The organism is Oceaniradius stylonematis (assembly GCF_003149475.2).
Classification (GTDB): domain Bacteria; phylum Pseudomonadota; class Alphaproteobacteria; order Rhizobiales; family Rhizobiaceae; genus Roseitalea; species Roseitalea stylonematis.
This window is the reverse complement of record NZ_QFWV02000002.1, coordinates 328,652-350,609: the sequence shown is the minus strand read 5'-3', so window position 1 is coordinate 350,609 and position 21,958 is coordinate 328,652. Positions and strand designations below refer to the sequence as shown.

At 66.2% G+C, this 21,958-nt stretch carries 17 protein-coding genes and 1 pseudogene; 9 read left to right on the top strand and 9 right to left on the bottom strand.

Annotated features, from left to right (window positions below; translation table 11 throughout):
* Positions 1 to 37: 37 nt before the first annotated feature.
* The 3 genes from DEM25_RS03125 to DEM25_RS03115 all read right to left on the bottom strand — a co-directional run bounded on the left by DEM25_RS03125 (position 38) and on the right by DEM25_RS03115 (position 3,195).
* Positions 38 to 1,156 carry a YcjF family protein gene (locus tag DEM25_RS03125; RefSeq protein WP_109768098.1) on the bottom strand — a complete coding sequence of 373 codons (1,119 nt, stop codon included), beginning with the start codon at positions 1,154 to 1,156 and terminating at the stop codon, positions 38 to 40.
* Positions 1,153 to 2,601 carry a YcjX family GTP-binding protein gene (locus DEM25_RS03120; RefSeq protein WP_109768097.1) on the bottom strand — a complete coding sequence of 483 codons (1,449 nt, stop codon included), beginning with the start codon at positions 2,599 to 2,601 and terminating at the stop codon, positions 1,153 to 1,155. The genes DEM25_RS03125 and DEM25_RS03120 overlap by 4 nt, the downstream gene beginning before the upstream one ends.
* A gap of 87 nt (positions 2,602 to 2,688) precedes the next feature.
* Complete coding sequence (locus tag DEM25_RS03115; RefSeq protein ID WP_109768096.1) at positions 2,689 to 3,195, bottom strand: SixA phosphatase family protein; 507 nt, start codon at positions 3,193 to 3,195, stop codon at positions 2,689 to 2,691.
* 207 nt (positions 3,196 to 3,402) lie between these two features.
* On the opposite strand from DEM25_RS03115, the gene dksA reads away from it, so the two are divergent.
* Positions 3,403 to 3,822, top strand: coding sequence for an RNA polymerase-binding protein DksA (gene dksA / locus DEM25_RS03110; RefSeq protein ID WP_109768095.1), 420 nt, complete (start codon positions 3,403 to 3,405; stop codon positions 3,820 to 3,822).
* 56 nt (positions 3,823 to 3,878) lie between these two features.
* Here the strand turns inward: dksA and DEM25_RS03105 are convergent, their stop codons facing one another.
* Complete coding sequence (locus DEM25_RS03105; RefSeq protein ID WP_109768094.1) at positions 3,879 to 4,685, bottom strand: flagellar biosynthetic protein FliO; 807 nt, start codon at positions 4,683 to 4,685, stop codon at positions 3,879 to 3,881.
* A 140-nt stretch (positions 4,686 to 4,825) separates the two neighbouring features.
* Here DEM25_RS03105 and cckA point away from each other — a divergent pair, with 140 nt between their 5' ends.
* On the top strand, positions 4,826 to 7,411 hold the full coding sequence (gene cckA / locus DEM25_RS03100; RefSeq protein ID WP_109768093.1) for a cell cycle histidine kinase CckA: 2,586 nt from the start codon (positions 4,826 to 4,828) through the stop codon (positions 7,409 to 7,411).
* 57 nt (positions 7,412 to 7,468) lie between these two features.
* Here cckA and DEM25_RS03095 read toward each other — a convergent pair whose 3' ends face one another.
* Positions 7,469 to 7,660 carry a hypothetical protein gene (locus DEM25_RS03095; RefSeq protein ID WP_109768092.1) on the bottom strand — a complete coding sequence of 64 codons (192 nt, stop codon included), beginning with the start codon at positions 7,658 to 7,660 and terminating at the stop codon, positions 7,469 to 7,471.
* A 175-nt stretch (positions 7,661 to 7,835) separates the two neighbouring features.
* Positions 7,836 to 9,564 (bottom strand): annotated as a pseudogene (locus DEM25_RS03090) (gamma-glutamyltransferase family protein).
* A 257-nt stretch (positions 9,565 to 9,821) separates the two neighbouring features.
* Here DEM25_RS03090 and ilvD point away from each other — a divergent pair.
* Together ilvD and DEM25_RS03080 are read left to right on the top strand one after the other, a co-directional pair.
* The gene (gene ilvD / locus DEM25_RS03085; protein WP_109768175.1) at positions 9,822 to 11,546 is read left to right on the top strand and encodes a dihydroxy-acid dehydratase; all 1,725 of its coding nucleotides are present in this window, start codon (positions 9,822 to 9,824) and stop codon (positions 11,544 to 11,546) included.
* Entirely contained in the window at positions 11,546 to 12,355 is an 810-nt protein-coding gene (locus DEM25_RS03080; RefSeq protein ID WP_109768090.1) for a tetratricopeptide repeat protein, read from the top strand. The genes ilvD and DEM25_RS03080 overlap by 1 nt, the downstream gene beginning before the upstream one ends.
* A gap of 28 nt (positions 12,356 to 12,383) precedes the next feature.
* On the opposite strand, the gene DEM25_RS03075 is transcribed toward DEM25_RS03080, so the two are convergent.
* The 3 genes from DEM25_RS03075 to erpA form a co-directional block, all read right to left on the bottom strand.
* Positions 12,384 to 12,635, bottom strand: coding sequence for a hypothetical protein (locus DEM25_RS03075; RefSeq protein WP_120222621.1), 252 nt, complete (start codon positions 12,633 to 12,635; stop codon positions 12,384 to 12,386).
* Between the two features lie 70 nt (positions 12,636 to 12,705).
* Entirely contained in the window at positions 12,706 to 13,488 is a 783-nt protein-coding gene (xth, locus tag DEM25_RS03070; protein ID WP_109768088.1) for an exodeoxyribonuclease III, read from the bottom strand.
* 46 nt (positions 13,489 to 13,534) lie between these two features.
* A complete protein-coding gene (erpA, locus tag DEM25_RS03065) occupies positions 13,535 to 13,888 on the bottom strand; it encodes an iron-sulfur cluster insertion protein ErpA (RefSeq protein WP_245412735.1) in 354 nt (117 codons plus the stop codon).
* Positions 13,889 to 14,018: 130 nt separating this feature from the next.
* On the opposite strand from erpA, the gene DEM25_RS03060 reads away from it, so the two are divergent.
* The 5 genes from DEM25_RS03060 (at position 14,019) to DEM25_RS03040 (ending at position 21,938) form a co-directional block, all read left to right on the top strand.
* Positions 14,019 to 15,239 carry a deoxyguanosinetriphosphate triphosphohydrolase gene (locus DEM25_RS03060; RefSeq protein ID WP_109769183.1) on the top strand — a complete coding sequence of 407 codons (1,221 nt, stop codon included), beginning with the start codon at positions 14,019 to 14,021 and terminating at the stop codon, positions 15,237 to 15,239.
* 56 nt (positions 15,240 to 15,295) lie between these two features.
* Complete coding sequence (gene argS / locus DEM25_RS03055) at positions 15,296 to 17,041, top strand: arginine--tRNA ligase (RefSeq protein ID WP_109769182.1); 1,746 nt, start codon at positions 15,296 to 15,298, stop codon at positions 17,039 to 17,041.
* Between the two features lie 96 nt (positions 17,042 to 17,137).
* Entirely contained in the window at positions 17,138 to 19,921 is a 2,784-nt protein-coding gene (locus tag DEM25_RS03050) for an SPOR domain-containing protein (RefSeq protein WP_109769181.1), read from the top strand.
* Between the two features lie 77 nt (positions 19,922 to 19,998).
* On the top strand, positions 19,999 to 21,024 hold the full coding sequence (nagZ, locus tag DEM25_RS03045; RefSeq protein ID WP_109769180.1) for a beta-N-acetylhexosaminidase: 1,026 nt from the start codon (positions 19,999 to 20,001) through the stop codon (positions 21,022 to 21,024).
* 101 nt (positions 21,025 to 21,125) lie between these two features.
* Positions 21,126 to 21,938: a segregation and condensation protein A gene (locus DEM25_RS03040; protein ID WP_109769188.1), complete on the top strand. Its 813-nt coding sequence runs from the start codon at positions 21,126 to 21,128 to the stop codon at positions 21,936 to 21,938.
* Positions 21,939 to 21,958 lie beyond the last annotated feature (20 nt).

Genomic DNA, 21,958 nt, shown 5'->3' with positions numbered 1-21,958 from the left:
TTGGCCCGCAATGGTTAAGGCATGGTTGTGATCCTACTCACGATGCGCCGTTTTTGTCATCACGATCGGTTTCACCCTGCTGGGCGGCGGTGAACCGGGTCAGCGTCCGCGCCATCTCGCCCACCCGCGGCGCCGGCAGGGCCTCGAACGGCGCCGGGCGGCATACGCCGATCGCCGAAATGCCGACGCGAGCGGTCATCAGCCCGTTGACGACGCCCTCGCCAAGCCGGGCGGAGAGGCGCGCGGCTACGCCGTGGCCGACCAGTTGCTGGATCAGGCTGTCACCGAGCGCGATCGTGCCGGTCACCGCAAGATGGCTGACCACGCGGCGGACCAGCGCGATGGTGCCGAACGTGCCGGCGCGGCCGCCATAATGCTCGGCGATGGTGCGGATCAGGCGGACATTCTCGAACAGCACATAGCCCAGATCGACGAAGGCGCGGGGCGAGACGGCGGTCACGACGGACACACGCTTGGCCGCGTTCATCACGATGGTGCGCGCTTCCGCGTCGAGCCCGGCCAGCAGCGCGCGTTCTGCGATGGCGTGGCGGTCGGCGGCGTCGATCACCTCGCCCTTGAGGTTGGCAAGGTGTGCCCGGCCCGTTGCGGTTTTCGGGTGCGAGGCGAAATGCGCCTCAAGCCGTCCGGTCGCTTTGGCGATGTCGCGCGCATTGCCGTCGGCGAGGGCCTTTTCGGTCTCGGCCCGCAGCCCGGCGATGGATCGCTGATTGGCTATGGCCCAGATTTCGCGGGCGATGAAGGCAACCAGCGCCAGCGCCAAAAGACCGATCGCGACCAGACCGGCCTGTCCGAGTACCGGATGCCGCTCGAACAGGTCGCGGACCAGTTGCTCGAGCCACAATCCCAGCGCGAGGGTCACGATAACGCCCAGCGCCGAAAGGCCTATTCCTGCAAGGCCGAAACGCCGCGCCCGGCGCCTTGGCGGCGGCGGTGGCGCGGTCGCTTCGGGCAGATGTTCGGTGGCGAAGAAGTCCTCTTCGGCCATCTCGACGCGAGCCGCATCGTCGATGGCGCGCGGTTCTCGGGCGGCCGATCGCGTTTTGGGGCTGGCTTTGGCCTTTCCCGCCTTTTTTGCTTTGGCGGTGTCGTCCTCATCGACGGCAAAAGCACGCGGTTCGCGTGGAGTCTGGCTCATTGCAACCGGTCTCCCAAAAGGAACTGAAGCGCCTTGTCGAGCCGGATGTGGGGCAGCGACAGTGTCACGCCTTCAGCGGTGCGTTCCAGCCGCGGCGGGCGCATGCGCACAAAGCGCTGACCGGTCGCGTCGGCAGGCGCGAACAGGGCGGCGGGATCGGCGGGCAGATCGCCGGGGAAAATCGCCGTTTCGCGGTTGCCGTCAAACGTGTCCGCGCCGATGGTTTCGCCGGCGATAGGTGTGCCGACGACCACGGGCAGGGTCTCGCCCTTCTCGTTCACCGTCGCCTCCCGTGTCGCGCGCACCGCCGCGAGCGCGACCGTATTGACCGAAGCACCTGAAAGGCTCGCCTTTTTGGCCGCATTGGCAACGATGCGCTCGATGATCGCCTCGAGCCTTGCGTGACTTTCATGATGCAGATGATCGGCCTTGGTGGCGGCAATGAGGATGCGGTCGATGCGGCGCTGGATGAGAGCGGAGAAGGGGTTGTTCGTCCCTGGCCGGAAGCAGGTGAGAATTTCCGTCAGGGCGCGTTCGAGGTCGGCCACCGCAGCATGGCCGGCATTGATCGCCGACAGCGCGTCGACCAGCACGATCTGCCGGTCGAGCCGGGTGATGTGGGCGCGAAAGAACGGTTTGACCACGAGCGACTTGTAGGCCTCGTAGCGGCGCTGCATCATCGCCTGCATGCTGCCGGGCCTGGCTCTGTCAGCGCGTTTGGTAAGCGGCGCGAAGGTGAGTGCGGGCGAGCCTTCCATGTCGCCGGGCATCAGGAACCGCCCCGGCGGCAGGGTCGACAGCGCCAGATTGGCGGCGCGGCATTCGGCCAGATAGGCGCGGAACGTCTCGGCCAGCCGGCCCGCCAGCACCTCGTCGGCCTCCGCATCGGGATCGACCGTGTCCGCGACCGCCAGCCAGCCGGCGGCAACGGCTTCACGCGCCGGGCTGCGGGCGGCGCTTTCCGCTTCCTCGGAGAAGACCGCGAAGTCCTTGCCGAGAAGCGGCAGGTCGAGCAGCCATTCGCCGGGATAGTCGATGATGTCGACATGCAGCCGGCCGCGTCCGAAAAGCCGGTTCCAGGCCGAGGCGCTCTCATAGTCGATCGTCAGCCGCAGCTGGCTGATCGAGCGCGTCGAGTCGGGCCAGATGCGCTCATCGACCAGCGAACGCACATGATCCTCATAGGCAAAGCGCGGCACGCCGTCATCGGGTTGCGGTTCCAGAAAGGCGCGCGCCAGACGGTTGGAATGGGCGACATCGAACAGGGGCAGCCGCCCGCCGTGAATGAGATTGTGGACGAGGGCGGTGATGAACACAGTCTTGCCGGCTCGCGACAGTCCGGTCACGCCGAGCCGCACGTTGGGGTTGAACAGACCGGCTGCCCGGCCGGCGGCTGTGTCCAGGGCGATCAGGGCTTCGTCGCCCAGCGAAGTCAGTCGGTTCAAATGTCGTGTGCCCCCGCGTCCCGGACCGTTGCGCTGCCGCGATATAGGTGTTTGCGCCGCGCGGGGGAAGGGAGCGGCGCGCCGGGCTCACGATCCGGCGGGCGTCAGATAGGCCTCGAGCCGGCCGGAAAGCTTCTCGATATCGGCCATCGGACCGTCCAGCGCGATCACCGCAAGGCCGGACGTGCGGAAGCCCATCTGCAAATCGTCGACCAGCGCTTCGTCGCCATCTTTGGCAAGCGCGATCGCCACGTCTTCGAGCATCGGATTGTGGCCGACCAGCATCAGATTGCCGTCGAACCCCGATTTGGCCGCGACTTCGAGATAGCCCGGCGCATCGGTGGCATAAAGGTTCTGGTCGTAGCTGGTCAGCGCCGACAAATCGTGGACCGTGTTGATCGCGTCGAGCGTCTGCCGCGCGCGGACGGCGGATGAGCAGATCACCTTTTCGGGCAGCAGGCCCCGTTCGACCATGGCGGCAGCAAGCGCCTTGGCGTCCTCGACCCCGGATGCGGCGAGCGCCCGGTCGAAATCGCGTTGGCCGGGCTCGGCCCATTCGGCCTTGGCGTGGCGCAACAAAAAAAGCCTGCTCATCGCTGTTCTCCCGGTTCGGCGCCCTGTTGCCGACAAAGGCCATATCGCGCGCGCCACGGCGGCGCAATCGTTCAAAGGCCGAAGAAACGCCATGGCGCAAACGCTTTCCCTGACGGCGAAAAACCATTGGCATTTCACGGAATTGCAACTTGTGGCAGCGGCGGGGTGAGACTATACAGCGGCCAATCTTCATGCAGGGATCACGCGATGGCTGACGAGATCACGATCAAGGGATACGAGCCCAGCGAAGACGAACCGTTCATGAATGACAGGATGCGGGCCTATTTCCGCGAGAAGCTGACCGGCTGGAAGAACGAACTGCTGCGCGAATCGCGCGAAACGCTCGAAAATCTCCAGCGCGACAGCGCCAACCATCCGGACATTGCCGACCGCGCCACCTCGGAAACCGACCGGGCCATCGAGCTGCGCGCGCGCGACCGCCAGCGCAAGCTGATCAACAAGATCGACATGGCGATCAAGCGCATCGATGACGGAACCTACGGCTTTTGCGAGGAAACCGGCGATCCGATCGGCGTCAAACGTCTGGATGCGCGGCCGATCGCGACCCTGTCACTGGAAGCCCAGGAACGGCACGAACGACGCGAAAAGGTCTATCGCGACGACTGAGCGCCAATCGGCGTTTCGCGTCTGGGTTGTCGAGGCGGATTGACCGGCGGCGTCGGTCAGCGGTCGTTCTTGGGCGCGTCGATCAGCCCTTCGAGCAGCTTGTCCATTTCATCGTCGAGCGTATCGCCGACATCGGTGCCGGCCGCCACCGGTGCCTGGCGCGCGGCATCTGGCTGCGCGGCGGGTTGGACCGGCGGCGCGCCCTGCGGTTTTTCCGGTGAGCGGGTTTGGGGCTCAAGACGCGGCTCGGCGCGCACCGGGGCCGGGGACGGCGCTTGCGGCGCCGGGTCGAGCCTTGGTTCGACACGCGGTTCGCTCTTCGGTTCAACCCGTCGCTCGGGCACGGGGGCAGGCTCGCGCCTGGCCTGAGCCGTTTGCGGCGGACGGGCCGGTTCGGCCGGCGCAATGCGCGGCGAAGGTGCCGGGGTTTCCGGGGCGGCCGGTTTTGCCGGTACGGGCTCGGCCGGTTTCGGACCGGCGGCCTGACGCGCCGAAGCGGTTGCGGGCTCGGCCGGCCCGGGCGCTGTGGCGGCGGGGCCGGATTTGCCGGCTGCCAGCGTCCCTTCGTCTTCCGTGCCGGCCGCAAAACCGGTCTCGACGACGATGTCGTTGTTGCCGCCGATCAACAGAAGATGCTCGACATCGTCGCGCCGGACCAGCACGAGGCGCCGGCGATTGTCGATTGCCGTCGCATCGAGAACGGCAAGACGGTGCTTGCGTCCTCCGGCGATGAACATGCCGCGGCGCATATGGCGCATGCGGGTGAACGCGAAGACCAGCACCAGCAGCACGACCAGTCCGGTCAGCCCGTAGGCAGCCGCTGCGGTCGCGGGGTCACTGAACAATCCGGTCAACCAGTCCATGGACGATCCTCACTGTGGCGGTGTGTGCTAACAAGTCCCGAGCCTTGTGACAAATTTTTGCGCCAAGGGCTTTTCCGGGCAGATGGATTGTGATTCAACCGGTCGCGCAAGGTTCGGAACACAGGCGGCGGACAAACGTGATGGCCAGGGCAAAGCACGGCGCCGGCGGCCGCGCAAGCAATGCGCGGAAAGACAGCGGACCTTCGCCCACCGTCCGCCTGATGATCCTCGGCGTGGTCTCGCTGGCCATGACGATCATCCTCTACTTTTTCCGCGATTCCATCAATGAAGGGTTTTTGCTGGCCTTGCTGGGCCTTCTGGCAATGGTCGGTGTCTTTTATCTGTTCGCCTCGGTGATCGGGCTGGTCGCGTTTTCCGGCGAGCGGCGCGAAGGCGCCATTGTGGACGGGTTCGTCGAAAGCCTGCCCGAAGGCGTCTGCGTCACCGACGCGTCCGATGCGGTGATCTTTGCCAATGGCGCCTATCGGTCGCTGGTCGGCGCAGCCGAAGATGTCGAGGTGCAGCCGCCCGAAGCGGTGCTGTCGCGCCACGACGATGCGGCAAACGCGCTTTACCGGCTGGCCAACAGCGCCACGCGCGGTCTGGATGCGGAGGAGGAGTTCCGGCTTCTGAGCGGGCTGGGCGCAGCGCAGGGCGAGCCGCGATGGTATCGTGCCAGCGTGCACGTGATGCCCGGCGGATCGTCGGGCAAGGCGATGAAGGCGTGGCGGATCGCCGACATTTCAGCCGAGCGTCTTCAGCAGGAGCAGTATTTCCTCGAACTGCAAAAGGCCATCGACCATCTCGACCGGGCGCCGGCCGGCTTCTTCGCCGCCGAACCGGGCGGCCGTATCCAGTATGTCAACGCCACCCTTGCCGAATGGCTCGGCATCGACCTGACCGGCTTCGTGCCCGGCGAAATGACGCTGTCGGACATCGTCGTCAGCGGCAGCGTGCAAATGCTGACCGCGATCAAGGCCGATCCGGGCAAGGTGCGCAGCGCGATCGTCGATGTCGAACTGGCCAAATCGAACGGCGAGAGCCTGCCGGTTCAGCTGATCCACCGGGTTCAGACCGCGAGCAACGGCGATCCGGGGCCGATGCGCACGATCGTGCTCAACCGGGCGCAAGGCGCCGACAGCGCCCAGGATCTGCGCAGCGCCGAGGTTCGGTTCAGCCGCTTCTTCAACTCGACGCCAATGGCGATCGCCGCGCTCGATGCCGACGGGCGCATCCTGCGCACAAATGCGTCGTTCGCCGGCCTTTTCGGCGCGGTCGTCGATCACGATGCACTGGCGCGGCGCGTGAAGTTCGACACGATCATTCACGAGCGCGATCTCGAAAGGTTCGAAAAGGCGTTCGAGGCGGCCAAGGGCAATCGGGCGAATATCGAACCGTTCGACACGGTCCTGCCCGTCGAGGGCGCCGAGCGCCACGTCCGCATCTTCGTCAACGCCGTCGCCAGCCCGATCGGGGGGCCGGACCACGATGCGGGCCTCGAGGAGGCGGCGATCGTTCATGCGATGGACACGACCGAGCAGAAGGCGCTGGAAGCGCAGATGGCACAAAGCCAGAAGATGCAGGCGGTGGGTCAGCTTGCCGGCGGCATCGCGCACGACTTCAACAATGTGCTGACCGCCATCATCATGGCGTCGGACCTTTTGTTGAGCAATCACCGCCCGTCCGACCCGTCCTTCCCGGACATCATGAACATCAAGCAGAACGCCAACCGCGCCGCGTCGCTGGTCCGGCAACTGCTGGCGTTTTCGCGTCGCCAGACCCTGCGGCCCGAAGTGCTGTCACTGACCGACGTGCTGGCCGATCTGCGGATGCTGCTGAGCAGGCTGATCGGCAACGACATCAAGCTGACGATCGAGCACGGACGCGATCTGTGGCCGGTCAAGGCGGATCTCGGTCAGTTCGAGCAGGTGATCGTCAACCTGACGGTCAATGCGCGCGATGCGATGGCTGGCGGCGGCGAATTGGCGATCGCCACACGCAACGTTCCCGCCGACGAGGTCGCCGGCATGGACACTCCGGGCATCGAGCCGGGTGACTATGTGGCGATCGAAGTGGCCGATACGGGCACCGGCATCCCGGTCGATGTGGTCGAAAAGATCTTCGAGCCGTTCTTCACCACCAAGGAAGTCGGCAAAGGCACCGGCCTCGGCCTTTCCATGGTCTACGGCATCATCAAGCAGACCGGCGGCGGCATCTATGCCTCATCGGTGGAGGGCGAAGGCACGACCTTCACCATTTTGCTGCCGCGGCACGAAGCCGATGCGGATGGGGCGGAAGATTCGGCACCGGTGCGCAAGGAGCCGGCGCCGGATGCCGAAAAACGCGACCTGTCCGGGTCCGCCACCGTGCTTCTGGTCGAGGACGAGGACGCGGTGCGCATGGGCGGCGTCCGGGCGCTGACATCGCGCGGATATACGGTTCTGGAGGCCGGCGACGGGATGGAGGCGCTGGAGATCATGGCCGAGGCCGACGGGCCGGTCGATCTGGTCGTCTCGGACGTGGTGATGCCGGAGATGGACGGGCCGACGCTGCTGCGCGAACTGCGCAAGGATCATCCCGACATCAAGTTCATCTTCGTGTCGGGCTACGCCGAGGACGCGTTCGCGAAAAACCTGCCGGAAGGAGCGCAGTTCGGTTTCCTGCCCAAACCCTTCTCGCTCAAGCAGCTGGCGACCAAGGTCAAGGAAACGCTCGAAGAGCAATGAACGGTGCTGGCCAGGGTTGAAACACCCCGGTGATGGCGCACCGCCGGTGCTACGCGATCAGCGGCGGCGGTCTGCGATGCGGACCGGCTGGACCTGCATTCGCATGCTTTCGTGACCCAGCGTGTTGATCGCGATCGCGCGTTTGGCGAGATCGGTCGCTTCGGCGATCAGGCCGGCGCCCTTGAGCAGCTTGGCCTGCTTGATCATGATACGGGCCAGGTCGAGGGCCTTGTTGGTGCGGGCGGTCATCACGAATTCTCCCTGTTCGGAATTGCGTCGCTTATCAAATGGGATGCGGGAAGGCGGTGTGCCAGTGCTCCGGCTGTGGACGCACCGTTCACGCGGGTGGATGGTTTGGGGGGATGCGCACTTGTGGCCGGGCTGAGGCGCGGCAAGCCTTTTGCGCGTTTTTGCCGTGTATTGATCATGGTTGCATGNGCGCAATGCCCTCGCGGCGAGGGTCGGCACCGCCTTCGAGCCTGTCGCCAATGGCGATCGCATGCAGCCCCGAATTGAGATCGCGCACATTGATCTCAAAGCCGAGATCGGCGAGCGGTTGGGCCAGCGCTGCGGCATCGGTCCCGTCTTCCAGATCGAAGGTGCCGAACCTGTTCACCAGATGCGGCATGGCGATGGCCTGCTGGACGTTCATGCCCCAGTCGATGTGGGCGATGATCGACTTGGCGACATAGCCGATGATGCGACTGCCGCCGGGCGAGCCGATCACCAGCACCGGTGCGCCGTCGCGCATGACGATGGTCGGCGCCATGGAGGAGCGGGGACGTTTTCCGGGTTCGACCCGGTTTGCGATCGGCACGCCGTCGCGATGGCTGCGGAAGGAGAAATCGGTCAGCTCGTTGTTGAGCAGAAAGCCGCGCACCATCAGCCGCGAGCCGAACGCGTTCTCGATGGTCGTGGTCATGGACAGCGCATTGCCCGCTGAATCGACGATCGAGATGTGGCTGGTCGAGGGCAGTTCGAGCGCTTCGTCGTCGGCCCACAGGAGCGCATGGTCGAAAGTGGGCTCGCCCGGCGCGACATTTTCGAGCGCGGCATCGGTCTCAAGCAGCCCGGCGCGTTCGGCCAGATAGTCGGGATCGACAAGGCCGGAAACGGGAACCGGCACGAAGTCGCTGTCGGCCATGTAGCGGCCGCGGTCCGCGAAGGCGAGGCGCGAGGCATCGCCGATCAGTCGCCAGCTTTCAGGGTCGTCCGGCCCAAGCGCGGCGAGATCGAAACTGTCGAGCATGCCGAGGATCTGGCCGACCGTCAGCGCGCCGGAAGAGGGCGGGCCCATGCNCGAGTGAAAGAACGCCCGGATTGCCGGGTGCCGTGCGGATTGTATCGACAATCGCCTCGGCGATCGGGCCTTCATAGATGGCGCGGGCGCCTTGGGCCGCCATGGCGCGCAGGGTTTCCGCATAGTCCGGGTTCTGCAGCATGGCACCTTCGGCAAGCGGTTCGCCGCCGGGCAGGAAGTAGGCAACCGTCGTCTCGAACCGTGACAGGCGCTCGGCATCGCGGGCCACGAGCGATGCCAGTCGAGGCGACACGGAAAAGCCGTCTTCGGCCAGCGCGATCGCATCGCCGAACAGGCTGCCCCAATTGGCGGTGCCCCAGCGCCGATGCGCTTCTTCCATCAGCGCCGGTGTTCCCGGTGTGCCCACGGAGCGGCCGCCGACGACGGCATCGAAGAACTGCAGCGGTTCGCCGGCCTCGTCCTGGAAAAGGCGCGGCGTGGCGGCGCGCGGCGCGGTCTCGCGCCCGTCCAGCGTGGTCACCGTGCCGCTCGCCGCGTCAAACCAGACCAGAAACGCGCCGCCGCCGAGGCCTGACGATTGCGGTTCGACCAGCCCGAGCACGGCCTGCACGGCGACCATCGCATCGGCCGCCGAACCGCCTTCCGCCAGCACTCTCGCACCCGCTTCGACGGCCAGCGGATTGGCGGCGGCGACCATCCAGTCCTGCGCGACGGCCGTTTCGCCGGCCTGTTTGGCATCCAGCGCGGCTTGCACGGCCGGCGAAGCGCCGGCAAACGCGGTATCGGTATCGGTGGCGGCCTCGGGAGCCACGGCATCGGCTGCCTCCTGCGCTTGGGCGGCCAGCGGAAGGGCAACGAGGGCAAGGGTTGCGAGGAACGATCGGACGATCATGGCGCGGCTCCATTGACGGTGTGCCGAGCGTGACATGGCGCCGGCGGGCCGTAAAGCGGAACGGGCGTTGAGGAAACGCGTCTGCGCATCACGCTTTGTGACGATTCGGCAACACTTCCCGGCAAAGATTTCCGCTAAGGAGGGTACGGGGGAGGATGCCCCTTTTCCGTCATAAACCGCGCGCAACCCCGGAGGCGCGCTGCCCGGCGGGTGACTTTGCGTTGCCCCAAGGGACAAGCGACAAGGATCGGACCACAATGGACAAGCCTGTATTCGACAAATCCAAACTGCCCAGCCGTTACACGACGGTCGGGCCGGCGCGTGCACCGCACCGCTCGTATCTCTATGCGATGGGTTTGTCGGCAGAAGAAATTGCACAGCCGCTGGTCGGCGTCGCCTCGTGCTGGAACGAAGCCGCGCCCTGCAACATAGCGCTGATGCGGCAGGCGCAGGTGGTCAAGAAGGGCGTTGCCGCGGCCAATGGAACGCCGCGCGAGTTCTGCACGATCACCGTCACCGACGGCATTGCCATGGGCCATCAGGGCATGAAGGCATCGCTCGTCTCGCGCGATGTGATCGCCGATTCGGTCGAACTGACCATGCGCGGCCATTGCTACGACGCGCTCGTCGGCCTTGCGGGGTGCGACAAGTCGCTGCCGGGCATGATGATGTCCATGGTGCGTCTGAACGTGCCGTCCGTGTTCATCTATGGCGGCTCGATCCTGCCCGGCACATTCAAGGGCCGGCAGGTCACTGTCCAGGATGTGTTCGAGGCGGTTGGCCAGCATTCGGTCGGCAATCTGAGTGACGAGGATCTGGCCGAACTCGAACAGGTGGCCTGCCCGTCGGCGGGCTCGTGCGGCGCGCAATTCACCGCCAACACGATGGCGACCGTTGCCGAGGCGATCGGCCTGTCGCTGCCCTATTCGTGCGGTGCGCCGGCGCCCTACGAAATCCGCGACCGGTTCGGCTTTGCCGCCGGCGAAAAGGTGATGGAACTGATCGCCCGCAACATCCGCCCGCGCGACATCGTCACGCGCAAGGCGCTGGAAAATGCCGCAGCCGTCGTCGCCGCATCGGGCGGATCGACCAATGCGGCGCTTCATCTGCCGGCGATCGCCCATGAATGCGGTATCGAGTTCGATCTGTTCGACGTCGCCGAGATCTTCAAGAAGACGCCCTATGTCGCGGACCTCAAGCCGGGCGGCAAATATGTCGCCAAGGACCTGTTCGAGGCCGGCGGCATTCCGCTTTTGATGAAGGCGCTTCTCGACGGCGGTTTCCTGCATGGCGACTGCATGACCGTGACTGGCCGCACTTTGGCCGAAAACATGGAGCATGTGCGCTGGAACGACGAGCAGGACGTTGTCTATCCGGTCGACAAGGCGATCACCAAAACAGGTGGCGTGGTCGGGCTGAAGGGCAATCTGGCGCCGGACGGGGCGATCGTGAAGGTCGCAGGCATGAAGAGGCTGAAATTCACCGGCCCGGCGCGCTGTTTCGACAGCGAGGAAGAATGCTTCGATGCCGTCAATGGCGGCAATTACGAGGCCGGCGAGGTGCTGGTGATCCGCTATGAGGGACCGAAGGGCGGACCGGGCATGCGGGAAATGCTGTCGACGACGGCGGCGATCTACGGCCAGGGCATGGGCGACAAGGTCGCGCTGATCACGGACGGCCGCTTTTCCGGGGCGACGCGTGGCTTCTGCATCGGCCATGTGGGGCCGGAAGCGGCGGTGGGCGGCCCGATCGGGCTGTTGCGCGATGGCGACGAGATCACCATCGACGCAGTCGAGGGGACACTGGATGTGGCGTTGAGCGAGGACGAACTGGCCGCGCGCCGCAAGGAATGGAAACCGCGTGAAACGGACTATACGTCCGGCACGCTATGGAAATATGCCCAGACGGTTGGCGATGCGCGCCATGGCGCGGTGACCCATCCGGGCGGGGCGAAGGAAAAACAGTGTTACGCGGACATCTGATGTCGCAGTTTGCGTTCAAGGAATGGCTCGGGGGCGTTCTCGCCCTCGGCCTGGCGACATGTGTTGCCGCAGCCGCCGTCCCGGCGGCCCACGCGTTCGACGAGCAGGGCGGTGTGTCTTCGGCGCCCGCCCATAACAGCATTCGTTCGCTGTTCCGGTTCGGCTTTACCGCCTATCAGAGCGGCAACAAGGACGAGGCGTTCCGCGCCTATCGCGATGCCGCCGAACAGGGTCATTCGGGCGCCCGCTGGAAGCTGGCCCACATGTATGCGGCCGGCGACGGCGTTGCGGAAAACGACTATGAAGCCTTCAAGCTGTTCCAGGGCATCGTGCGCGAAGGCGCCGCGCCCGGCTCGCAGGAGTCCACCTTCGTCGCCAATGCGCTGGTCTCGCTGGCCAGCTACGTGCAGCGGGGCATTCCCAATTCGCCGGTCGTGGCCAATCCGGCGCAGGCGCGCGAACTCTACTGGCAGGCGGCGGCCAATTTCGGCGAACCCAACGCCCAGTTCGAGCTGGGCCGCATGCTGCTTTACGGCGAGGGCGGCCATGCCGACCCGCGTCAGGCCGCGCGCTGGTTCAACCTTTCGGCCGGCAAGGGCCATGTCGGGGCGCAGGCCATGCTCGGTCAGATGCTGTTCGAGCGCGGCCAGACCGTGCGCGGGCTGTCGATGCTGACGGCTGCCCTCAACAGGGCCGGACCGCAGGACCGCGTCTGGATCCGGCCCGTCCACGAGGAAGCGTTCGCGCTGTCTTCGGAGGCCGACCGCCGCACCGCGATGGTGCTGGCCGAGGAGATGGCGAGCCGCTGAGGCCGCGCAACAAGCCGGTTCAACCGATCTATGACAATCCCGGCACGGGGCAACCCTGCTGCACGGTCTTCCAGGCGGTGTTGTTGAGAACGCGATCACAGGTCGCCAGAACCTCGCCGGACGGCAGATCGAGACACATGGTCTGACCAACCGGGACATCCTGTCCCTTGAAGCGGCAGGTGCAGGGAATGTCCGGCCCCACGACTTTCTGGGCCAGGGCAGGCGCGGGCAGGGAAACTGCTCCGACCGCCAAAATGACTGCAAGACAGCGTTTCATCATGACGCACCTCCGGCGCGGAGAGTGTTCCACATTTGACGAAAATTCACAAACCGCCGGTTGCAGGGTCGGGTCAGAACGCCATCTGCGCGACGACCGGAACATGGTCGGACGGCTTTTCCCAGCCGCGCACATGCTTTTCGACGTCGACCGATTCGAGCCGGTTGGCAGCTTCCGGCGACAGCATCAGATGGTCGATGCGGATGCCGTTGTTCTTCTGCCAGGCGCCGGCCTGATAGTCCCAGAACGTATAGGTTTCAGGGGCGTCGGTCACGGCCCTCAGCGCGTCGGTGAAGCCGGCATTGGCAAGCCGGCGGAATGCACCCCGGCTTTCGGGCCGATAAAGCGCATCGCCCTCCCAGACGGCGGGATCGTGGCAGTCCCCGGGCATCGGGATGACGTTGTAATCGCCCGCCAGCACCAGCGGCTCCTCGAGCGCCAGACGCTCGCGCGCCCAGGCGTCGAGCCGGTCCATCCAGCCCAGCTTGTAGGGAAACTTGTCCGAATCGACCGGATTGCCGTTGGGCAGATAGAGCGAGACGACGCGCAAAACGCCATTGCTGGTCGAAAAGACGCCCTCGATAAAGCGTGCCTGCTCGTCGTCGTCATCGCCGGGCAGCCCGCGATTGACCTCGTCGAAAGGCAGGCGCGAGAAGATCGCAACGCCGTTGAAACCTTTCTGGCCGTTGGTTTCGACATTGTAGCCGAGCGCCTCGAAGGCCTCGCGCGGGAAGTTCTCGTCGACCGACTTGATTTCCTGCAGGCAGGCAATGTCGGGGGCGGACTGCTCCAGCCAGCTCAGCACGGTATCGATGCGGGCCTTGACGCCGTTGATGTTCCACGTCGCGATCTTCATGGGGCGATGTTCTCGCGTACGGGTCCGGGCAAATGGGCGTATCGAATCAGATCGTGAACGACGTGCCGCAGCCACAGCTGGCGACCGCGTTGGGGTTCTTGATCTGGAAGGACTGGCCGATAAGATCATCGACGAAGTCGATCACCGAGCCGCCCATGTAGACGAGAGAAAGCTCGTCAACCAGGATGGTTGCACCATCCTTTTCAAGCACAACATCATCGTCGTTGCGGCCGGAAACGAGATCGAACTTGTAGGAGAATCCGGAACAGCCTCCGCCTTCGACCGACACGCGCAGCGCGTCCTTTTCGGGCTCGCCTTCCAGCACCTTGGCGACGCGCGCGAAGGCGGCGTCGGTCACCGAGACCTGCTTGCCCGTCATCGTCTGGTCGTGTGCGGTCATGATCGTTCCCTTCGGCACAGCGCGCCGGTTCGGATTTGTTGACCGGAAGGTATGGACGCCCGGAGCCGCCGTCAATATGCGTGAGGGCAGGTCATGCGCGCATGACCCCGGGAAAAGGCAGCGACGGGCCATGGCAGGGCGGTTCGGCGATATCGGCTTCGGGTTCGGCGGGCGGGCGGTCTATGCCACCGATCCGGCGAAAAGCCGTGGCCGGCTGATCGCCGAGCCGGAAAGCCCGACGCGAACGCCGTTCCAGCGCGACCGGGACCGGATCATCCATTCGACTGCCTTCCGGCGGCTCAAGCACAAGACGCAGGTCTTTTTCAGCCACGAGGGCGACCATTACCGCACGCGGCTGACGCACACGATCGAGGTGGCGCAGATCGCCCGTGCTTTGGCCCGCGCCTTACGCATCGATGACGATCTGGCGGAGGCGGTGGCGCTCGTCCACGATTTCGGCCACACCCCGTTCGGCCATACGGGCGAGGATGTGCTCGACGCGCTGATGGCCGGCCATGGCGGGTTCGACCACAATGCCCAGGCGCTGCGCGTCGTCACCCGGCTGGAGCGGCGCTATGCTGGCTTCGACGGGCTCAACCTGACCTGGGAGACGCTGGAGGGCCTCGTCAAGCACAACGGACCGCTGATCGACCCGGCAACGGGTACGCCGGTTGGCGGCAAGGCGGTGCCCCGCGCAATCGCCGATTATCTGGCCGGCCACGACCTGGAGGTCCAGCGGCATGCCGGCCTGGAGGCGCAGGCGGCGGCGATTGCCGACGACATCGCCTATAACACGCACGATCTCGATGACGGGCTGCGGGCCGGGCTGCTGACATTCGACATGCTGCGCGGCGTCCCGCTGGCGGGCGAGGCGCTGGCGATTGTCGACGATCACTATCCCGGTCTCGACGATGGCCGCCGTGCGCATGAGATGACACGCCGGGTGATGACGGCGATGGTCGAGGATGTGATCGCCGAGACGGCATCCAACCTTGACCGGAAAATCCCGCAATCGGTTGCCGACATTCACGATGCCGGTGAAACGCTGGCCCGGTTTTCCGCCGCCATGGCGGAGCGCGAAGCGGGCCTCAAGCGCTTCCTGTTCGAGCATCTCTACCGACACGAGGAGGTGATGCGGGTGCGCGCTCAGGCCGAGGCGGTGGTGCATGACCTGTTCCGCCGGTTCACCCGATCGCCGTCGCTGATGGGCGGCGAATGGGCCGGTGACGCAACCGCCCTGGACGAGACGCAGCTCGCAATCCGCGTTGCCGATTACATTGCCGGCATGACCGACACGTTCGCGCTTTCCGAGCATCGGCGGCTGTTTGACCGGACACCGGATTTGCGTTAGCCAGCCGCGCAAACGCTGGCAGCACGACGCCGGCCCACACCCTCCAGGATCGTTCGATGAACATTTTCGCCCTGTTCCGCGACCGCATCACCGATGCCGTCCAGCGGATGGACCTGACCGCCGCCGATGGCTCGGCGCCCGACCTGTCGCGCATTCAGGTCGAGCCGCCGCGCGATCCCGACCATGGCGATCTGGCGACCAATGCGGCGATGGTTCTGGCCAAGAAGGTGGGCCAGAACCCGCGCGAGCTGGCGCAGCGGATCGCCGATGCGATGGCGGCCGATGCCGATGTGAGCGAAGCGTCGGTGGCCGGGCCGGGTTTCGTCAATCTGCGGCTCTCGGACGGTTTCTGGACCGCGCAGCTTGCCGAAATCCTCGACAAGGGCGTTGCCTATGGCCGCAGCGAGATGGGGCAGGGCATCAACATCAATGTCGAATATGTCTCGGCCAATCCGACCGGGCCGATGCATGTGGGCCATTGCCGCGGTGCCGTGGTCGGCGACACGCTGGCCAACCTTCTGGCCTTTGCGGGCCATGATGTCGTCAAGGAATATTACATCAACGATGCCGGCGTGCAGGTGATGGCGCTCGGCCGGTCGGCACTGCTGCGTTACCGCGAGGCGCTGGGCGAGGAGATCGGCGCGATCCCCGAGGGGCTCTATCCGGGGGACTATCTCAAGCCGGTCGGCCAGGCATTGGCCGACGCCCATGGCGACGCGCTTCTGACCAAGCCGCAGGACGAGGCGCTGCGGATCGCAACGGACGTTGCCATCGATGCCATGATGGACATGATCAGGGCCGATCTGGCGGCGTTGAACGTCCATCACGACGTCTTCTTCTCCGAGCGGCAATTGCATGCCGACGGCGCACGGAAAATCCGCGCCGCGATCAACGAACTGACCATGAAGGGCCATGTCTACAAGGGCACGCTGCCGCCGCCCAAGGGCCAATTGCCCGACGACTGGGAAGACCGCGAGCAGACATTGTTCAGATCGACCGATGTCGGCGACGATCTCGACCGGCCGCTCGTCAAGTCGGACGGCCAGTACACTTATTTCGCTGCCGACGTCGCCTATTTCGTCGACAAGTTCGAACGCGGGTTCGACGAGATGATCTTCGTGCTCGGCGCCGACCATGGCGGCTACGTGAAGCGCATGGAAGCGCTGGCACGCGCGGTCTCCGGCGGCAAGGCGACGCTGACCGTGCTGCTCACCCAGCTCGTCAAGCTCTACAAGGGCGGCGAACCGGTGAAGATGTCCAAGCGGTCGGGCCAGTTCGTGACTTTGCGCGAGGTGGTCGACGAGGTGGGACGCGATGCGGTGCGGTTCATGATGATCTACCGCAAGAGCTCCGAACCGCTCGATTTCGATTTTGCCAAGGTCACCGAGCAGTCCAAGGACAACCCGGTCTTTTACGTGCAATACGCGTCGGCGCGGTGCCATTCGGTGCTGCGACAGGCGACCGAGCAGATGGGCGCGATCGCGCCCGATCCGGCCGCGTTCGACCGGCTGACCGATCCGGGCGAGATCGCGCTGGTGCGCAAGCTGACCGAATATCCCCGCCTGATCGAGGCGGCGGCCTCGGCGCGCGAGCCGCATCGCGTTGCCTTTTACCTGCACGATGTCGCCAGCGCGCTGCATGCGCACTGGAACCGGGGCACCTCCGATGACGCCTTACGCTTTGTTAAGGTTAACGACCGACAATTGACGCAAGCCAGACTGGGTCTCGTGCAGGGCGTGTTGAACGTTCTGCAGTCGGGGCTTGCGATCCTGGGCGTTGATGCGCCCACCGAGATGCGGTGATCGCGGGTCACGTTTTGCCCATATTGCGCTGGCAGTAGCGTCAATGCGGGGCGGGGTGCGACCCTGCCTGCCGGGTAAGAGTTCAGGACCGCTATCATGGCCGACACAGCCGACCGCAAGCCTTTCCGTTCCGACGATGACCTGCCGGCCGACGGCCCTGGCGGGATCGATCCGTTGCTCGAACTGTCGCAGATTGCCGGTTTCGAACCCGATGGCGGCGCGCAACCCGAGGCGCGGCAGATCGATCTCGAAGATGCGCTGCTTGCCGAACTGACGCCGCAGGAAGCGCCGGCCGAGCCGGTGGACTTGCCGCCCTTCATCGGCGGCGGTCCCGATATCGATGCCACGACATCGGCCGACGATCCATCCGCGCCGGTGATGGAGCCAGAGCTTTCGCCGCCCCTGGCCGACCCCGCGCCTGCCATGGATATATGGCCGCCATCGCCGTCCGAAGCGGAGGCGCCGCCGCCGGCTTCCGACGCCTTCGACGAGGTGCCGGCCTTTCTTTCAACACCTGGACCGGCTCCCGACGCGGCGCCCGCTGCGCACACGCTGGAAGACGAACTGGCCGCGATGCTGGCCGGGGACAGGGCGGCCGAGCCCTCCACCGACGTGCCTCCGGCGAACACCGGGCCCGCCATGGCCGCCCCGCCGGCGGCCGATCCTGCGCCGCCTTCGGACGATGCCGGCCTTGCGCCTGTCGCCGAAGAGTCCGCCACGCACGATATGGATCCCGCGCCGGTGGAGATGTCCGCCGGAACGGCCAGCATGATGCCGGACGCCGAATGGGGTGCCGAGCCGGTCGATCCGGCGCCGGAGGATCGGGGCCCCTTCGATGCCTCGCCTCTGGACGCGGCGCCGGCCGGCGATGTCTCGGCCGATCCGGCGGAGACGCCGGCGCCGAAGTGGGATGAACCGTCCGCGCCGGAATTGCAGGCCGCCGACCGGTCCGAATTCGGGCCGGAGCCAGACATGGGCGTTGAGGCGCCACGAGCGCCAAGCCTCGACGAGGATTTCGCCGCGGCGTTCGACGAGGAACTTTCTGCCCCTGACGGCACGGACGCCAACGAAGACCCTTTCGTTTCGCGGGATTTGTCCGACGCCGCGCCGGCCGACGATCAGCCGGCCGAAGCCGAACCGCTGGATCCGGTCGACGAACTGGCCGCGATCATGGGCTATGAGCCGCCGGCGGCCGACGCAGAGGCTGAGGCGTCCGCCGCATCCGAGCCGGATGTGGCACGGACGCTCGACGCCATGGATGCCGATTTCGAAGCGGCGCTGGATGCCGATCTGTCGGGCGCCCTGTCGCTCGACGATGATGCGGCCTCCGTGCCGCCGGCCGCCATGGCTGCGGCCAACGCGGACCCGGCTCCGATGCTCGACATGGTCGACATGAGCCCTTTCGAAGCCGTTCCGGCCAGCGACTTCGAGGTTCCCGAGTTCGATGGCGGCAATGCCCGCCCCGCCGAGGCGCCTGACGGCGTGGGCGCTGCGTTCGAGGATGCGTTCGACCGGGAGCCCTACGCGACGCCCCAGCCCGTCGGTCTCGCGCAGGGAAATGCCGATCAGGCGCCCGCCGCCGCGATGGCGGCGGCGTTCGATTCCGAGCAGTTCGAAGCCGAACTGGCCCGCGACATGGAATTCGTCGGCCATGATCTGAACGTCCAACGCGGTGCGGACGGTCTCGACCTCGATGCCGTTGAGGACAATGCCACGCCGGCGCCGGCGCCGGCCGAACGGTCCGGCCGGCGCGGCATGGTCATCGGCCTCGTCGTGGCCGGCCTGGCGGTTGCGGGCGTTGCCGGCGTCCTGGCGCTTTCAGGCGGCGATGGCGCGGTCGATGACGGTCCTGTGCTCGTCGAAGCCGATGACGCGCCGGTCAAGATCGAGCCGGACGATCCGGGTGGCACCACCGTGCCGAACCAGGATCGCGCCGTGTTCGCCGATGGCGACACAGCGGAACCCTCGCAGCAGAATCTCGTTTCGACCGCGGAAGAGCCGGTCGATATTGCGACCGCCCCCGCCGACAGCCTGCCGGCTGCCGTGGCGATTGGCGAAAAGGCGGAAGACCGTTTGACCGAGGGCGGCACCGAAGCGTCGTCATCGGATGCCGTCGCGCCGATCACGCCGCGGCGTGTGCGCACGCTGATCGTCCGGCCGGACGGCACGCTTGAGGAGCGCGCGCCTGCACCGGTTGAAACCGTCACCGCCCAGCCAGGCGCCACCGAAACGCCTGTCGCATCCGCGCCGGCGGCGACCCAGCCGGCTGCGCCTCAGACCGCACCAGTCGTTGAAGCGCCGCAGACCGTCGCCGGCGTTCCCGTGACGGACGCCGCCGAACCGGCCGCGCCGGTGGTCAACGATCCAGTAGCCGATGCGGCAAGCAGCACGTCTGCCGCCCCCGCAAGCCAAGCGGCCGCTGAGGCCGCCAGCGAGGCAGCACCGGTGGTCGTTCGGCGCGTGCAGACGACCACAGCGACGCCGCCGCTCATCCGCGATCGTCCGTCGGACCAGCCGGTCAATGTGGTCAACCGGCAGCAGGTCGCTGCCGCACCGGCCGCTGCGCCGGCACCGGCACCGCAAGCCGCAGCGGCCGCCCAGCAGGCCGCCGTGCCTGTGACGACGACCAGCGGCTCGACCGGCTTTTCCGTTCAACTGGCCGCCTTGCCTTCGGAAGAATCCGCGCGCGCAACGGCGACGCGCCTGTCACAGCAATATGGCGGCCTGATCGCGGGGCGCGGTCTGACGATCCAGCGCGCCGTGATCGAGGGACGCGGCACGTTCTACCGGGTGCGGGTGGCGGCCAACGGCTCGGGTGACGCCAACGCCCTGTGCAACTCCATCAAGGCGTCGGGCGGCAACTGCTTCGTCGCCCGCTAGAGCGGGTTCGATCGTGACGAACGGACGCGCGGCGTGGCCGCCCGTTTCGTTTTGCCGGCAAGCGGTTATGCTGGGCCATGACCGAATCAAAGGCGATCATTTTCGGCTGTTCCGGCCCCCGTCTGACCGACGAGGAAGCGGCTTTCTTTGCCGATGAACGGCCCTGGGGCCTGATCCTTTTTGCGCGCAACATCGGCGAAGCGGCCGAAATCGCAGATCTGACGGCGCGGTTCCGCGATATCGTCGGCCGCACCGATGCGCCGGTTTTCATCGATCAGGAGGGCGGGCGGGTGCAGCGCATCCGCCAGCCGATCGCGCCGAACTATCCGTCGGGCGCGGTACTCGGCGCGCTCTACAGGAAAGACCGCGCGCAAGGCCTGCACACGGCGCGGCTGATGAGCCGGTTGCATGCAGCCGACCTTCTGCCGCTGGGCATCGACGCCGATTGTCTGCCGGTGCTCGATGTGCCCGTTCCCGGTGCTCACGATGTGATCGGCGACCGCGCCTACGGCCACGATGCGAAGAGCGTCGCCGAGATGGGCCGGGCTGCCGCCGAGGGTTTGCTGGAGGGCGGTGTCTTGCCGGTGATCAAGCATATACCCGGCCATGGCCGGTCGCTGGTCGACAGCCACAAGGCGCTGCCCGTGGTCGATGCCGACATCGAGACGCTGGCATCGACGGACTTCGAGCCGTTCCGGCAGTTGGCGGACATGCCGATGGCGATGACGGCCCATGTGGTCTACACGTCGCTCGATCCGGACAATCCGGCAACCACATCCGCCCGCGTGATCGGCGAAGTGATCCGGACGCAGATCGGCTTTGACGGGCTCTTGATGACCGACGATCTTTCCATGCACGCCCTTTCTGGGGATTTCTCGGCGCGGACCAAGGCTTCGCTTTCGGCGGGCTGTGACGTCGTTCTACACTGCAACGGCCTGCTCGAGGAAATGCGGCCGGTCGCCGAGGCCGCGCCGCAAGTGTCGGGCAAGGCGCTGGAGCGCGCAGGCCGGGCCACCGCCATGGCCCGCCGGACTGGCAGCGCGGCGTCCGAAACGGCGGCGCTGCGCGATGAATTTGAACGGTTGGTCGCAACGGTCGCCTAGGCGGCGGGTGCCGGCCACCATGGAGCGACGGCACGATGGCAGGGGCGCAGCCCAAGAGTGCGGAAACATCCAAGGCGCAGCGGCCAACCAGGCCGGTGCCGATGGATGCCGTGTGGCAGGACAACGGCCCGGAGCGGACCACCGGCGAGCCTTCGCTCGTCGTCGACGTTCACGGCTTTGAGGGGCCGCTCGACCTGCTTTTGCACCTTGCGCGCGACCAGAAGGTCGATCTGACGCAGATTTCGGTGCTCGATCTCGCCCGGCAGTATCTGGCGTTCATCGAAGGCGCCAAGGCGCTGCGGATAGAGCTTGCGGCCGATTATCTGGTGATGGCGGCGTGGCTGGCCTATCTCAAGTCCCGCCTTCTGGTGCCGCAGCAGCGCGAGACCGACGAGCCGTCGGGCGAAGAGATGGCGGCCATCCTGCAATTCCGCCTGCGCCGGCTCGAAGCGATGCGCGATGCGGCGGCGCGGCTGATCAACGGCAATCGGCTGGGCCGCGACATGTTCGCGCGCGGCATGCCCGAAACGGTCGTCATCGAGCGCAAATCGGCATTCCAGGCCAATCTCTACGATCTGCTGGCGGCCTATGGGGGCACCCGGCAGCGCAACACCAACACCGAAGTGCGTATGGAAAAGCGCACCGTCTGGTCGCTCAAGGATGCGCGCGACATTCTGACCCGGCTGATCGGCACAATGACCGACTGGACGCCGCTCGATGCGTTCCTTCTGGCCTATGTGCCGTCGCCGCGCGAGCGCACGACGGCGATTGCGAGCGCGTTCGCGGCCAGTCTGGAAATGGTGCGCGAGGGCGTGATCGATATCAGGCAGGACCGGCCGTTCGCGCCGCTGATGATGCGGGATGCGGGCCGGGCAACGACCGGGGCGGACAGCGATGGGGAGACGGCGCAGTGACGGATCAAATCGACGAGGGG

Bases quoted from the DNA above. Each gene is read 5' to 3' on its own strand.
- DEM25_RS03125 (WP_109768098.1), bottom strand. From the start codon at position 1,156: ATGAGCCAGACTCCACGCGAACCGCGTGCTTTTGCCGTCGATGAGGAC.
- DEM25_RS03115 (WP_109768096.1), bottom strand. From the start codon at position 3,195: ATGAGCAGGCTTTTTTTGTTGCGCCACGCCAAGGCCGAATGGGCCGAG.
- dksA (WP_109768095.1), top strand. From the start codon at position 3,403: ATGGCTGACGAGATCACGATCAAGGGATACGAGCCCAGCGAAGACGAA.
- DEM25_RS03105 (WP_109768094.1), bottom strand. From the start codon at position 4,685: ATGGACTGGTTGACCGGATTGTTCAGTGACCCCGCGACCGCAGCGGCT.
- cckA (WP_109768093.1), top strand. From the start codon at position 4,826: ATGGCCAGGGCAAAGCACGGCGCCGGCGGCCGCGCAAGCAATGCGCGG.
- DEM25_RS03095 (WP_109768092.1), bottom strand. From the start codon at position 7,660: ATGACCGCCCGCACCAACAAGGCCCTCGACCTGGCCCGTATCATGATC.
- ilvD (WP_109768175.1), top strand. From the start codon at position 9,822: ATGGACAAGCCTGTATTCGACAAATCCAAACTGCCCAGCCGTTACACG.
- DEM25_RS03080 (WP_109768090.1), top strand. From the start codon at position 11,546: ATGTCGCAGTTTGCGTTCAAGGAATGGCTCGGGGGCGTTCTCGCCCTC.
- DEM25_RS03075 (WP_120222621.1), bottom strand. From the start codon at position 12,635: ATGATGAAACGCTGTCTTGCAGTCATTTTGGCGGTCGGAGCAGTTTCC.
- xth (WP_109768088.1), bottom strand. From the start codon at position 13,488: ATGAAGATCGCGACGTGGAACATCAACGGCGTCAAGGCCCGCATCGAT.
- erpA (WP_245412735.1), bottom strand. From the start codon at position 13,888: ATGACCGCACACGACCAGACGATGACGGGCAAGCAGGTCTCGGTGACC.
- DEM25_RS03060 (WP_109769183.1), top strand. From the start codon at position 14,019: ATGGCAGGGCGGTTCGGCGATATCGGCTTCGGGTTCGGCGGGCGGGCG.
- argS (WP_109769182.1), top strand. From the start codon at position 15,296: ATGAACATTTTCGCCCTGTTCCGCGACCGCATCACCGATGCCGTCCAG.
- DEM25_RS03050 (WP_109769181.1), top strand. From the start codon at position 17,138: ATGGCCGACACAGCCGACCGCAAGCCTTTCCGTTCCGACGATGACCTG.
- nagZ (WP_109769180.1), top strand. From the start codon at position 19,999: ATGACCGAATCAAAGGCGATCATTTTCGGCTGTTCCGGCCCCCGTCTG.
- DEM25_RS03040 (WP_109769188.1), top strand. From the start codon at position 21,126: ATGGATGCCGTGTGGCAGGACAACGGCCCGGAGCGGACCACCGGCGAG.